14 protein-coding genes are annotated in these 14,051 nt (G+C 38.8%); 5 read left to right on the forward strand and 9 right to left on the reverse strand.

Annotated features, from left to right (window positions below):
- Nucleotides 1-37: 37 nt before the first annotated feature.
- From AAH582_RS03780 to sucC, 3 genes are all read right to left on the reverse strand, one after another.
- Nucleotides 38-658, reverse strand: a complete 621-nt coding sequence (locus AAH582_RS03780; protein WP_046674093.1) for an L-threonylcarbamoyladenylate synthase — start codon at nucleotides 656-658, stop codon at nucleotides 38-40.
- A gap of 148 nt (nucleotides 659-806) precedes the next feature.
- Entirely contained in the window at nucleotides 807-2,252 is a 1,446-nt protein-coding gene (gene asnS / locus AAH582_RS03785; protein WP_343321252.1) for an asparagine--tRNA ligase, read from the reverse strand.
- Between the two features lie 321 nt (nucleotides 2,253-2,573).
- Nucleotides 2,574-3,767, reverse strand: a complete 1,194-nt coding sequence (gene sucC, locus AAH582_RS03790; RefSeq protein WP_046674091.1) for an ADP-forming succinate--CoA ligase subunit beta — start codon at nucleotides 3,765-3,767, stop codon at nucleotides 2,574-2,576.
- Between the two features lie 172 nt (nucleotides 3,768-3,939).
- On the opposite strand from sucC, the gene AAH582_RS03795 reads away from it, so the two are divergent.
- The 4 genes from AAH582_RS03795 (at nucleotide 3,940) to AAH582_RS03810 (ending at nucleotide 6,875) form a co-directional block, all read left to right on the forward strand.
- Nucleotides 3,940-4,590 carry an ABC transporter ATP-binding protein gene (locus AAH582_RS03795; RefSeq protein ID WP_197084035.1) on the forward strand — a complete coding sequence of 217 codons (651 nt, stop codon included), beginning with the start codon at nucleotides 3,940-3,942 and terminating at the stop codon, nucleotides 4,588-4,590.
- A gap of 65 nt (nucleotides 4,591-4,655) precedes the next feature.
- Complete coding sequence (locus tag AAH582_RS03800) at nucleotides 4,656-5,135, forward strand: hypothetical protein (protein ID WP_343321253.1); 480 nt, start codon at nucleotides 4,656-4,658, stop codon at nucleotides 5,133-5,135.
- 77 nt (nucleotides 5,136-5,212) lie between these two features.
- Nucleotides 5,213-5,743 (forward strand): HAD family hydrolase, encoded by a 531-nt coding sequence (locus AAH582_RS03805; protein ID WP_343321254.1) that lies wholly within the window; start codon nucleotides 5,213-5,215, stop codon nucleotides 5,741-5,743.
- Nucleotides 5,744-5,870: 127 nt separating this feature from the next.
- Nucleotides 5,871-6,875, forward strand: a complete 1,005-nt coding sequence (locus AAH582_RS03810) for a LacI family DNA-binding transcriptional regulator (protein WP_053003671.1) — start codon at nucleotides 5,871-5,873, stop codon at nucleotides 6,873-6,875.
- A gap of 82 nt (nucleotides 6,876-6,957) precedes the next feature.
- Here AAH582_RS03810 and lpdA (AAH582_RS03815) read toward each other — a convergent pair whose 3' ends face one another.
- Nucleotides 6,958-8,346 (reverse strand): dihydrolipoyl dehydrogenase, encoded by a 1,389-nt coding sequence (lpdA, locus tag AAH582_RS03815; protein ID WP_343321255.1) that lies wholly within the window; start codon nucleotides 8,344-8,346, stop codon nucleotides 6,958-6,960.
- Between the two features lie 245 nt (nucleotides 8,347-8,591).
- Here lpdA (AAH582_RS03815) and AAH582_RS03820 point away from each other — a divergent pair, with 245 nt between their 5' ends.
- Nucleotides 8,592-8,891: a DUF3817 domain-containing protein gene (locus tag AAH582_RS03820; RefSeq protein ID WP_046674086.1), complete on the forward strand. Its 300-nt coding sequence runs from the start codon at nucleotides 8,592-8,594 to the stop codon at nucleotides 8,889-8,891.
- Between the two features lie 168 nt (nucleotides 8,892-9,059).
- On the opposite strand, the gene AAH582_RS03825 is transcribed toward AAH582_RS03820, so the two are convergent.
- The 5 genes from AAH582_RS03825 to AAH582_RS03845 all read right to left on the reverse strand — a co-directional run bounded on the left by AAH582_RS03825 (nucleotide 9,060) and on the right by AAH582_RS03845 (nucleotide 14,050).
- Nucleotides 9,060-9,464, reverse strand: coding sequence for an acyl-CoA thioesterase (locus tag AAH582_RS03825; RefSeq protein WP_046674085.1), 405 nt, complete (start codon nucleotides 9,462-9,464; stop codon nucleotides 9,060-9,062).
- 67 nt (nucleotides 9,465-9,531) lie between these two features.
- Entirely contained in the window at nucleotides 9,532-10,938 is a 1,407-nt protein-coding gene (gene lpdA / locus AAH582_RS03830; RefSeq protein WP_046674084.1) for a dihydrolipoyl dehydrogenase, read from the reverse strand.
- Between the two features lie 216 nt (nucleotides 10,939-11,154).
- Complete coding sequence (locus AAH582_RS03835) at nucleotides 11,155-11,688, reverse strand: plastocyanin/azurin family copper-binding protein (RefSeq protein ID WP_046674083.1); 534 nt, start codon at nucleotides 11,686-11,688, stop codon at nucleotides 11,155-11,157.
- 177 nt (nucleotides 11,689-11,865) lie between these two features.
- A complete protein-coding gene (locus tag AAH582_RS03840) occupies nucleotides 11,866-13,467 on the reverse strand; it encodes a response regulator (protein ID WP_046674082.1) in 1,602 nt (533 codons plus the stop codon).
- Nucleotides 13,468-13,489: 22 nt separating this feature from the next.
- Nucleotides 13,490-14,050 carry a chemotaxis protein CheB gene (locus AAH582_RS03845; RefSeq protein WP_343321256.1) on the reverse strand — a complete coding sequence of 187 codons (561 nt, stop codon included), beginning with the start codon at nucleotides 14,048-14,050 and terminating at the stop codon, nucleotides 13,490-13,492.
- Between the last annotated feature and the right edge of the window lies 1 nt (nucleotide 14,051).

Here is a 14,051-nt window from a genome sequence, read left to right on the forward strand (position 1 = left end):
ACTTAGTTCATATGGGGAATTCCCAGAAAATTGGTTTTTATAGGAATTGCTCCAAGTCACCTTTTCCTTCACGAATAACATCAAAAGTTCCTTCTGTAAGGTCAACCACGGTAGATGCGACATTATCGCCATAACCGCCATCTATAACAGCATCAACTAGATCTTCGTATTTTTCGTGAATTAATTCTGGATCAGTAGAATATTCAATAATTTCATCTTCATCGTGAATGGAGGCTGTCACAATAGGGTTGCCTAATTGTCTGACAATTTCACGAACAATATTATTGTCTGGAACACGGATACCCACGGTCTTCTTTTTGGAACTTAGGAGCTTAGGGACTTTAGTTGTTGCGTTAAAAATAAAAGTAAAAGGTCCTGGCAATGCTTTTTTCAATACACGGAATACGGAGGTATCGAAGGACTTTGTGTACTGCGAAATATCTGTTAAATCATAGCAGATAAATGATAGGTTCGCCTTTTCTGGTTTTAGCCCCCTAATTTCACATACGCGTTCTATGGCTTTTTGTTGCGTGATATCACAGCCAATACCGTATACGGTATCGGTAGGGTAGATAATTACACCACCACGGCGAAGAATATCAACCGCCTGTTCTATTGCCCTGGGATTGGGGTTATCGTTATATATCTTAATGAGCATTTTTATTTTTGTTAAGCACCTGAATTAGGTCTAATCTCAGGCCCTATTGTAGGATGTCAATAGGGCAATGGTTATTATCTGCATTCAGATACGTTATATATAAAAGAACAACAGCCAAAATATTTTGTTTTGGCTGTTGTTCTTTATATTAAAATTCTGCGTTTTTCGGCGTACGTGGGAATGGAATGACGTCGCGAATATTGGTCATTCCCGTTGTGAACAAAACGAGGCGTTCGAAACCTACACCAAATCCTGAATGTGGTACTGAACCAAAGCGTCGTGTATCCAAGAACCACTCCATTTCTTCTGCAGGAATACCAACTTCGGCCATGCGATCGAGTAAACGGTCAAGATTTTCTTCACGCTGTGAACCACCGACCATTTCACCAATACCTGGGAAAAGAATATCCATGGCACGGACGGTGTTTCTTCCTTGCGCATCTGGCTCATTTTGCTTCATATAGAAGGACTTGATTTCGCGTGGATAGTCTGTTAAGATAACAGGTTTCTTGAAGTGTTTTTCCACCAAATAGCGTTCGTGTTCCGATTGTAAATCAGCTCCCCAATCATCAATTAAATATTTGAATTGTTTCTTTTGGTTTGGTTTGCTACGCTTTAATATTTCAACAGCATCTGTATAAGTAACGCGCTCAAAATCGTTTGTTAATACGAAGTTTAATTTCTCAACAAGATTTAATTCTGAGCGTTCTGTAGCTGGTTTAGATTTCTCTTCTTCCAGCAAACGATTTTTTAGGAACTCGATTTCTTCCGGACAGGTTTCCAAAGCGTATTTGATGACATATTTCAGCAAAGCTTCGGCCAGATCCATATTGTCTTCCAATTCATAGAAAGCCATTTCTGGTTCGATCATCCAAAATTCGGCTAAGTGACGTGTTGTATTTGAGTTTTCCGCTCTAAATGTTGGGCCGAACGTATAGATGTTTCCAAAGGCCATAGCGCCAAGTTCCCCTTCCAATTGGCCCGATACAGTTAGGTTCGTCGATTTTCCAAAGAAGTCTTCTTTGAAATCGATATCTCCATTTTCTTTGCGTGGCGGTTTTTTTAAATCCAAGGTTGTAACCTGAAACATTTCTCCAGCGCCTTCCGCATCCGAACCTGTGATGATCGGTGTATGCATATAGACAAAGTCATTTTCCTGAAAAAACTTGTGTACCGCAAATGCCAATGCATTGCGTACTTTGAATACCGCATTGAATGTGCCGGTACGGAAACGTAAATGCGCAATTTCACGTAAAAATTCTAAGCTATGCTTTTTGGGTTGTAATGGATATTTTTCGGGGTCAGAGTCGCCAATAATACTTACTTCAGTAGCTTTAACCTCAACTTTTTGCCCTTTACCGAGTGATTCTATCAATTGACCTTTTACGCGAACTGCTGCTCCAGTGGTGATCCGTTTTAAGATATCTTCAGGTGTATTTTCAAAATCGACAACTGCTTGAATATTATTGATTGACGAACCGTCATTGATTGCTATAAACTGATTGTTACGGAAAGTTCTTACCCAACCTTTAACAACGACCTCTTTGCCAAATTCTGTGGCATTCAATAGTTCCTTTATTCTTGTGTGTTCCATCTTAATTTTTGGAGATTGACTTGTAAAAGATGCTTTGTTAGAAAAGCAATACAAAAATAAGCTATTCTGTTGGTTTATTGGTTATAAATGTTGATTTAATTCGCTTGAAGATGGTTCACTAATATGCAAAAGGAATATATTTTGAAATGAAGATGGATGAAAATGGAAAGCAGGGGAAACGACGCATAGCTCACTTTGATAAGGCGTATCAGGATCGGTAAGAGGCGTCCTTTTTATTGTTGTGGCCAACGGAAACAGCAGGGAAAAATAAAAAACGCGGACTATCATTAATCCGCGTTTTCGTTATGATGATTAAAGGAATTAACCTTTCAATACTTTCGTTACCAATTCGGCAGCTTCTTTCAATAAGATTGCAGAATAAACTTGTAAACCGGACTCATCAATTAATTTTTTCGCTTCTTCAGCATTCGTACCTTGAAGGCGAACGATGATTGGAACAGGAATGTTACCGATTTCGCTGTAAGCGTCAATTACACCTTGGGCAACGCGGTCACAACGAACAATACCACCGAAGATATTAATTAAGATCGCTTTTACGTTAGGGTCTTTTAAAATAATGTTGAAACCAGCTTTTACCGTCTCAGCATTTGCAGTACCACCTACGTCCAAGAAATTTGCAGGCTCACCACCAGCTAATTTGATGATATCCATTGTAGCCATTGCTAAACCAGCACCATTTACCATACAACCTACGTTACCATCTAATTTAACGTAGTTTAGGTTTGATTCACCAGCTTCAACTTCCGTTGGATCTTCCTCAGTTACGTCACGCATAGCAGCGTAATCTGGGTGACGGTACAATGCGTTCTCATCAAGATTTACTTTCGCATCAACTGCTAAGATCTTGTCGTCTGAAGTTTTCAATACCGGATTGATCTCAAACATGGAAGAGTCTGTAGAATCGTATGCTTTGTAAAGAGCGGCAACAAATTTTACCATTTCTTTGTGTGCTGCACCAGAAAGACCAAGATTGAAAGCAATTTTACGTGCTTGGAATCCTTGTAAGCCTACTTTTGGATCGATTTCTTCTTTGAAAATCAAGTGCGGTGTTTTTTCTGCAACTTCTTCGATGTCCATACCACCTTCTGTAGAGTACATAACGATGTTACGTCCCTTAGCACGGTCCAATAATACAGACATGTAGAATTCTTTTGTTTCGCTCTCGCCTGGATAGTAAACGTCTTGGGCTACCAAAACTTTGTTTACTTTTTTACCTTCAGGTCCAGTTTGAGGCGTTACTAATTGCATACCAATGATGTCAGTTGCTCTTTGTTTGACTTCATCTAAGTTCTTAGCTAACTTGACACCACCACCTTTACCACGGCCACCAGCGTGAATTTGAGCTTTGACAACAACCCAATCCGAATTGTAGTCTTCTTTCATTTTTTTAGCCGCTTCCACAGCTTGCTCTGGAGTATCTGCTACGATACCTTCCTGTACGCGCACACCAAAGCTCTTTAGTATTTGTTTTCCTTGATATTCGTGAATGTTCATTTGCAAAAATATTTGGCGTAAAAATATAATTTTTTGGGGGATAAGACAAGGGATAAATTGCTCTTTTATCTATTTTTTGACATTTAGACAAAATAAAATGGCCGGAATAGAGAAATAACAGCTTATTTATTCAAACTCGTGGTATCGTAAATTTATTTATCTTTGCCCTATGATGTTACATGCCAAAGGAATTCACAAAGCTTATGGATCACTACCTATTTTGAAAGGTGTTGATATCGCCGTTGAAAAGGGGGAAATCGTCAGTATTGTCGGTGCTTCAGGAGCTGGTAAAAGTACACTATTGCACATCATTGGCACCTTGGATAAACCTGATCAAGGCTCGGTGTCTATAAATGGAATTGATGTTCAAAAATTGAATGCTAAAAAGCTGAGTGCGTTCCGTAATGAGCATATAGGCTTTGTTTTTCAATTTCACCATCTATTGCCTGAATTTACGGCCTTGGAAAATGTATGTATTCCGGCTTTTATTCAAGGAAAGGGGCGGTCCGAGGCAGAGGCTAAAGCAAAGGAATTACTTGAATTATTGGGCGTTTCGCATCGAATTGACCACAAACCTGCGGAAATGTCCGGCGGCGAACAGCAACGCGTTTCTGTGGCGCGTGCTTTAATCAATGATCCCTCCATTATTTTAGCAGATGAACCCTCAGGTAATCTTGACTCAGAGAATGCAGCAGCTTTACATCAATTGTTTTTTGATCTTAGGCATAAATTTCAACAGACATTTATTATCGTTACTCATAATGAGGAACTCGCTCGAATTTCCGACCGAACAATCCATATGCGCGACGGGCTAGTCATTTAGCAGATCCAAAATACCTTAAAATATCAAATTGTCCTTAAATAATTTAGGCTATAACTATATTTTTAATGAAGAAAATACTCATAACTTTCGGAACCAGGCCTTTGGCGATGCGTATCGCTAAAAGACTTGGAGCTGATTTCGAAATATTATATGCCAGTTCAGAAGACATTCCCGAATTGCTTTTAGCATCCGGAAAATACACCAAAATTCCAAAAGGTCTTCTTCCTACTTTTGCTCATGAGATACTCAAATTAAGTTTAGACCAAGAGGTTGATTATGTGTTGCCTTTGGGTGGTTTTGAGCTGGAACCATTGTCTACGGCGAAAGTTTTATTTGAGGAATATCAGATATCCGTTCTTGTCCCAGATAAACAGCTGCTTGAAACTATTCCCGTTCTAGAAAACCCACCCGCTGACTTGCCATATAGACTCCTTTCAAAGGGTACGAATTTATTGGATTCGACGAGATTTGAGAGACCGTTGGATGGATTGTTTGTCGCCTCGGATTCAGGCGAAGACTTAGCGCTAATCTGTGTGTCCAAATAGAATCTTATTGTTGTGGCCAGTGTTATTAAGGTTTTAACGATGTCGACACAACCCTTAATTTTAAGCTTTTACTTATCATGATGTTTCCAGAAGATAAAAAGGTCTATGTCTTTGAATTAGATGATGTAATCTTTCCTAAAAAAGATTACTTACTTCAAGTATATTATCTTTTTGCTAATTTTATAGAATTTACAGAGACTGTTCCGGCCCAAGCTGATTTGGTGCAATTTATGAAAAATCACCTCGAACATCAAGGTGAACATTTATTATTCGAACATGCACAGCAGGCTTTTGGGTTTGATCCGAAGTATAAAGAGAACTTCGAGCGGCTCCATGTGAATGCAATTTTGCCGCTACGCTTAAATTTATTTGATCATATTAATACGCTGTTTAAGCAGTTGAAAGCCGCGGATAAACAGGTTTGTATCTTAACGAAAGGAAATCCGCTAGAACAACTTAATAAAGTGAAATTTGTAGACTGGGGCGAGTATGGGAATGCGTTAAAAATTTACTTCTTGGATGAACTCGTTTTTAAGGGGATCGAACCTTTGGAGTTCCTTGCGGATGAGTTTGCAGTAGAAGCTACCGCAATTCAATTTGTAGACTAAGCTTACAGTAAGTATCTTTGTTTAATCTACCAACAATAGTTGTCATTAAAGTCATCGTCAATATTGTTGAGAAAAAATTATGATTAGGGATATAAAAGCCCTATTTTTATGTAAAGCCCTTGGATTTATGAATAAAGTGAACAAGCCCGCCACGATTAAAGAAATTGCCAAGAAGCTCAAAATCAGTCCTTCGACAGTTTCTAGAGCATTGAATGATCATCCAAGTATTGGATTGGTAACAACAATGCGGGTTAAAAAAATGGCCGAAGAATTGAATTACGAACCCAATCAAACGGCGATATTCTTCAAGCAGCGTAAAACATTTACGATTGCCGTCATCTTACCGAGTTTGTCTGAACCATTTTTTTCTTTCGCTATCAGTGAAATTGAAAATGTCGCATCCGAGCATCGATATACTGTGCTGATGGGACAATCATTGGATGACCCTGATCGTGAAGAACAGATCTTAAAGACATTTAAAAACCATCGCGTCGATGGTATTTTGATGTCTATAGGTAAAAAAACGACCAATTTGGAGTTTATTGAAAAATTGGAAGCGTCCGGTATCCCTATTGTTTTCTTTGATTGTGTGCCAAGTTTACCAAATATCAATAAAGTACAAAGCGATCTTTCTACGGGTATGAATGAAGCTGTGGATGCTTTCGTCGCACGTGGTCATAAAGTGATTGCACTTGTGAATGGACCGAAAACATTACCAGCAAGTGAAGATAGAAAGGTAGCCTATCTATCGGCTATGAAAAGGAATGGAATGGACATCCTGGAAAAGAATATCATCGAAACGGATTTAAGTACGGAGGGAAATGAGAAAGCCATGGATCATATATTCGCAATGTCGGAGCGACCTTCTGCCATTATATCTTTTAATGACTTTGTTACACTTGATTTGATGAAGGCAGCCAGACAAAAAGGCCTTGTCTTAAACCAGGATATCTTCTTTATCAGCTATGCAAATTATCCTTTATGGCAATATATGGAAAATCCACCAATGGGGCGCATTGAACAATTTCCTGGAATGCAGGCACGTAAAGCGGCTGAAATTTTATTTGATCGCATTGACAATACCGAAATTGTCGATCAACAGATTGTCTTTAAGTCGAGATTGGTTATGTAAACGCTGTTGCTCATTCGATAATAAAACTAAAAAGGGGAGAATCGTTAGATTTTCCCCTTTTTAGTTTTATATTGTTTCAATACTATAAGTGAATAACTTCACCGTAAGCATCAGCACAAGCTTCCATAATTGCTTCACTCATTGTTGGGTGAGGATGGATCGTTTTAATCATTTCATGCCCCGTTGTTTCCAATTTACGGGCAACAACAACTTCTGCAATCATCTCGGTCACATTGGCTCCGATCAGGTGTGCGCCTAGAAACTCACCATATTTAGCGTCAAAGATAACTTTAACAAAGCCATCTTTGGCACCAGCAGCTGAAGCTTTTCCTGAAGCTGAGAATGGGAATTTACCAACTTTAATTTCATAGCCGGCTTCTTTTGCCGCTTTTTCGGTATAGCCTACAGAAGCAATTTCTGGGGAGCAATAGGTACAGCCTGGGATATTATTGTAGTCAATAGGTTCAACATGTAGCCCTTTGATTTTTTCAACACAAGTGATCCCTTCTGCTGATGCAACGTGAGCCAAGGCTTGGCCTTTAACGATGTCACCGATAGCATATACACCTTCGATGTTTGTTTTGTAGAAATCATCCACAACAACACGGCCGCGATCGGTTTTTACACCAACCTCTTCCAAGCCGATATTTTCGATATTTGGAGCGATACCAACCGCAGATAATACAACCTCTGCTTCGATAACTTCAATGCCTTTTTCTGTTTTGATCGAAACTTTACTCAACTCACCTGTTGTGTCAACCGATTGAACTTCAGATTTCGTTAAGATGTTAATACCTTGTTTCTTTAAACTTTTCTCTAATTGTTTTGAAATTTCTTCATCTTCAACAGGAACAATTCTATCCATAAATTCCACGATCGTTACTTTTGTTCCGATTGCGTTGTAGAAATAAGCGAATTCAACACCGATGGCACCAGAACCTACAACAACTAAAGATTTTGGTTGTTTAGGAAGTGTCATTGCTTGACGGTAGCCGATGATTTTTTTACCATCTTGCGGTAAATTAGGCAATTCACGTGAACGTGCACCAGTCGCTAGGATGGTATGTTTTGCCGAATATTCTTTCGTAGAACCGTCTGCTCCTTTCACATCGATTTTACCACCTTTTTTAATTTTTGCAGTTCCATTGATAACATCGATTTTATTCTTTTTCATCAAGAACTGAATACCTTTACTCATTCCTTCAGCAACCCCGCGACTTCTTTTGACAATAGCGTCAAAATCGGCCTCACCACCTTGAACATTGATGCCGTAATCAGCGGCATGGTTTAAATATTCAAATACCTGAGCACTTTTCAATAATGCTTTTGTAGGGATACAGCCCCAGTTTAGACAGATTCCGCCTAATGATTCGCGTTCAATAATCGCTGTTTTGAACCCTAACTGAGCGGCTCTAATGGCAGCAACATACCCGCCTGGACCACTACCGATTACAATGATGTCGTAATTCATATAAATAAATATTCTGTAGTTGAGTGTTATAGCTTCAAATACCAAAATATACGAAGCATATATTCATTCAAAAGTACGCATTTTTTCTGATGAATCTGAACTATTTATTGTAAAATTGGCGGTTTCTGATAAAACACTGACCTTGCTCTTGGGTTAATGTCACATCCTGGTCAAAGGGAGAAAAATAATGAATAAAGCGTTTCTAGAGTCTTATTTTTGAAGTTCACAATACACAGTTTATCATTATGTTAAGAATATTCAGACAGATCGCCCTGTGGGAAGCAATCTCCACCATTTGCTTGTTTTTTATTGCTATGCCTTTGAAGTATTTTGCGGGAATCCCCGAAGCTGTCAAAATAGCCGGTTCCATTCATGGCTTCTTTGTTGTTATTTTTGTGGTTATGCTGATTATGTCAACAGTAGAATACAAGTGGCCTATATTAAAGGCGGTAAAATATTTCTTGGCATCCTTGATCCCTATTTTTGGCTTTTGGGTGGAATTGGACCTTAAAAAAGAAATCGAAGGAAAAAGACAGAAGTCATAGTGTTTGTATAAAAGTTCAAATGCATGATTTTTATAAAGGGTCAGGAAGAGGTAAGAGAAGGAATTGGATTGCGAATAGATCAGAGGAATCGCTTGTATTCAATGGACGAATACGTGTGTCCATCTCCTTTGCGGGAGATATCAATTAATAAGAACAGGAGAGAGATGTTTAATCCTCTCTACCTGTCTTCTCAATACCCATATACGCATAGGTAATGCTATCCCTTCCGTGGGGAGCAGGATTACCTTCTTCATCCAGGTTTACAAAGACCAATTTATCGATTGATAGAATTGTTTTTCTGGATATTTTATTGCGGACCTCGCAGCGCATCGTTAGCGATGTCGTTCCAAAGTTAATCGCTTCAATACCCAATTCGAGAATGTCACCTTGTTTGGCTGAGCTTACGAAGTTTATTTCTGAAATAAATTTCGTAACCACCTTTGGATTTCCCAATTGAACGATAGCATAGATGACTGCCTCTTCATCAATCCATCGTAATAATGTTCCACCAAATAATGTTCCATTGGGATTTAGGTCTTCGGGTTTGACCCACTTTCTTGTGTAAAAATTCATTGTGTTTAGGTAGTTAAGACAAAGGGGAAAAGTTTCCTTTTCCCCTCATGTATTCGATATTTATCGCCTAAGCGTGTATTGCTCTATTTGCTGTCGCTGCTAGCGCCGCCTCTTTGATTGCTTCCGTATAGGTTGGGTGTGCGTGGCAAATACGTGCGATATCTTCTGCAGATGCACGGTATTCCATAGCTACGGTTGCCTCACCGATCATATCTGCTGCACGCGGACCGATCATATGTACACCCAATACTTCATCAGTTGTGGCGTCAGCCAGTACTTTTACAAAACCGTCGGTGTCACCCGATGCTTTTGCACGACCAGAAGCTTTGAAAGAGAATGATCCAGCTTTGTATTTTACACCAGCCTCTTTAAGTTGTTCTTCCGTCTTGCCAACAGAAGCAACTTCAGGCCAAGTATACACAACACCTGGGATCAAATTATAATCAATATGTGGTTTTTGACCTGCGATATATTCTGCAACATATACACCTTCGTCTTCCGCTTTGTGTGCCAACATTGCTCCAGTGATCACATCGCCAATGGCAAATACACCTTGTACAGCCGTTTCCAAATGTGCATTAACGGGGATTTTCTTGCCTCTTTCTTCGACCGTAATGCCGATATTTTCTAATCCTAACCCTTCAGAATAAGCGGTACGACCAACGGCTACGATACAATAATCACCTTCTAGCGTTACTTCTTGTCCTTTTGGATCTTCTGCAGTTACTTTTACAACTTTACCTTTCGCAGAAGCTCCAGTTACTTTATGACCTAAATAGAACTCCATGCCCAATGATTTTTTCAAAACACGTTGTAGTTCTTTTCCTAAGCCACCATCCATTGTACCGATGATCGATTTTGCAAATTCCACAACAGAAACTTTTGAACCCAAGCGCGCGTAAACTGAGCCTAATTCCAAACCGATAACACCACCACCAATGACGATAAGGTGTTTTGGTATCTCTTTTAGGTTAAGTGCTTCGGTAGAGGTAATGATTCTTTTTTTATCAACAGGTAAGAAAGGCAATGCAGTAGGTTTCGATCCCGTTGCAATAATGACATTCTTAGCCGTGATCTGCTCTGTGGAGCCATCTGCTTTCGTTATTTTGATGGTGTTTTTGTCCACAAATGAACCCACACCTTGAAAACTGTCAATTTTATTCTTTTTGAATAAGAAGGTGATACCGGCAGTATTTTGGGCAATGACATCGTCTTTACGAGCAATCATCTTTGCCATGTCTACTTTCAGGTCTTTCAAGCTGATGCCGAATGCATCAAAATTGTGCGCAGCATTGTGGTAATGCTCCGAAGAATCCAAAAGCGCTTTTGAAGGAATACATCCAACGTTAAGACAAGTACCACCAAATGTGCTATATTTTTCAATAACAGCTGTTTTTAATCCTAATTGGGCACAACGGATAGCTCCTACATATCCGCCTGGACCACTTCCGATTACAATTACGTCGTATTGCATTGATTACGTTTTATTTTTTTGTACCACAAATTTAATGATTATTAATGGGATAGGAAATCAAAACTTACGATTTGTGACCAAAGACCCTTACTTTACATTTTTTTGATAAAAGAATCGAAATTGTGCACCTTTTGGAGGAATGAGTAGGTGTTTGTGGGGGGAAATAAATCTAAAAAAAGGATATTCATATTTTGAATATCCTTTTTTACTTATTTGTTATTCTGCAACAATTTTTCCTTGCATGACACCATAATGGCCAGGGAAGCTACAAATAAACGTGTAAACCCCTTTTTCAAGTGTAAAAGTGATTTTATCCGTTTCTCCAGGTCCCAATAATTTGGTATGGGAAACAATTGAAGATAACGCTGATTTTGGAATATATTCGTCGGCAGCAGCTGCGGCAGCCTCAGCACCAAAAGTTGGAAGGTCAACACCTGGTTTTAGGATAACGACGTTGTGTCCCATGGACTCTTTTGGCATAGTACCTGCATTTTTGAAAGATAACTCGACAGGCTCACCCGCTTTTACACGAAATAAATCCTTATCGTATTTCATTTGATCGTTACCTTCTAAAGATAAGCTGTTGGAAATAGCTACGTTTTCAATACCAGGCACTGTTTCTGTCGCTTGGCTTTCTGTTGAAGTTGCTGCTTCTGTACTAGTTGATTTTTCAGACTTGTCACTGTTTCCACCACAAGAAGCAATTGATAAAGCAACTGCTACTGCTGGTATCATAAAAAGTTTTTTCATTTGAATGATTGTTTGTTTATCTTTTATTTTACTGGAGGCATTTCCGCTGCCCTCAGCGGTTTAGTGATGAAGTTATTATGAATTTGATTCCTTTTTGGATACGCGTTCAGGAGAAATAACATCAAAACATATTGTTAATGTTTTAAAATTAATGATTTCATTGATAAATTGAAACTATCATTTCAATTTTGACAATAAAGTATCAATTGTTTTATATAATTTGATAGGATCGAATGGCTTGCCGACAACTTCATTGGCTCCGGCATCGAGTGCTTCCTGTTGTTCGGCCTGTAACACCGACGCTGAAATGGAAATAATTGGCATGTTGGCGATTGTCGGATTTGTATTTCGACGTATTTCCTTAATCGCTTCAAAACCACTCATCAGTGGCATGTGTGCATCCATAAATACCAAATCAATTTTTTTCTTGTTGATCTCTTCTAAGGCAATGAGGCCATTGGTTGCTAAAGTGATCTCACAGTTCCAGCTTTTGAGGATATTTGCCAACATAAAACTGTTTAATTCATTGTCTTCAGCAATCAGAATCATCGGGAAGTTGAACTTGGGTAACTCTGTATAAAGTATCTGCGTTTCTTTCTCGACGGGTTTGTCTTTGATTTTGTCGAAAGTACATTCAAAGGAAAATATACTTCCTTTACCGTATTCGCTTGAAGCAAAAACCCGACCGTTGAGCAGGGCAGCAATACGTTTTACAATCGCCAATCCCAATCCTGTACCACCAAATTTTTTGGTAATGCTATCCTCTCCCTGTTCAAACGCAATAAATATTTTTTCCAGGGCATCTTCTACGATGCCAATTCCTGTGTCTATCACCTGAAACCGTAAACAGATACTATGGTTGTCTTCTGTCAGAAGCTGAATTTTTAAAACAACGGACCCTTCTGCAGTGAATTTAAAACTATTGGATATAAAATTGGTCAATATTTGTTTTAATCGAAGTGGATCTGTTAGAAAATAGCTTGTGATCCGCTCATCGACATCAATTGAAAAATCTAGGCCTTTGTAGATCGCTTTATCAATGAAGAGATTGTTTAGATCATCCGTAATATCATGTACAGAGGTAGATTCCATATTAAGTTTCATCATGCCCGAGTCAACTTTCGATAAGTCGAGTATGTCGTTGATAATAGTCAACAGATTTTGAGAGGCAGAATCCAATTTATTGATCCAATTTTCTTGCTCTAGCGTGAGCTGAGAGTTTTTTAGCATCTGTGTAATGCCCATAATGCCGTTAATTGGAGTACGGATCTCATGGCTCATGTTGGCTAAAAAGGTTTCCTTGGATTTTCGTGCAAGATCGGCCTCTTCCTTTGCTTTAAGAATAGCTTGTTTTGACTCTTCTAAAGCAATGTTTTTCTCTTTAATTTCTTGCTGTATCAGTAATTGCTGAACAAAAGATTTGACTTTCGCGATGGTTGCTTCGGGGTTGAGTGGTTTATATAAATAATCCACAGCTCCGCTATTAAGTCCCTGAATGAGGTATTTGTCTTCTTTTGAAATCGCTGTCACCATAATGGGGATAATATGATTTGTTTTCGGATTCTTCTTTAGAAAGGAAACAAATTCAAAACCGTTGATTTCGGGCATTTGTACATCTACGAGCGCTAAATCGATATCCTCTTTCCAACAGATTTTTAAGGCTTCGTTGGGATCTGTGCTCGTTACTATATTTATATTTTCGATATCTTCCAGCAATGCTGTTAGACTGATAATATTTTCAATTTTATCATCGACAATCAATATATTTACCTTCTTCATTATAGCAAATCTAAATACAATTTTAAGTCAACTGCTTGATGTAATCTTTTATTTCTTGAATACTCAAAATGCGTTCCTGTGCATCGAGCTGAATAGCTGCTTCGGGCATGATGGGAACTTCAGCAGTCGCAGGGTCTTGTACAAATGTCTTCCCACCGTATCGTTTTATCATTAATAATCCTTGTGCACCATCCTGATTCGCTCCAGAGAACAAAATAGCTGTACAGTTTTCTTTATATATTTCGGCTACGGATTCAAAAGTCACATCAATTGATGGCCTTGAGTACTGAACAGGTTCCGAGATATCCAAAGAAAAGCTGTAATCTGGCTCAACCAGAAGATGATAGCCCGCAGGGGCAAAGTAGATTGTCCCATTTTCTATCGCTTCCTTATCATCTGCAGTTTTTATTTTTTGAACAAGTGCTTTGGAAAGCGTGTCCTCAATACTAGAAGCATATTTAGGGTTTCTGTGTACAATGACAATAACGGGTATGTGTATTGGTCGTTCCAATGACTTTAAGATATTTAGAATCACACTAAAGCCACCTGCGGACCCCGCTAACAAAAGAATTTTTCTTTCCATC

The organism is Sphingobacterium multivorum (assembly GCF_039511225.1).
GTDB lineage: Bacteria > Bacteroidota > Bacteroidia > Sphingobacteriales > Sphingobacteriaceae > Sphingobacterium.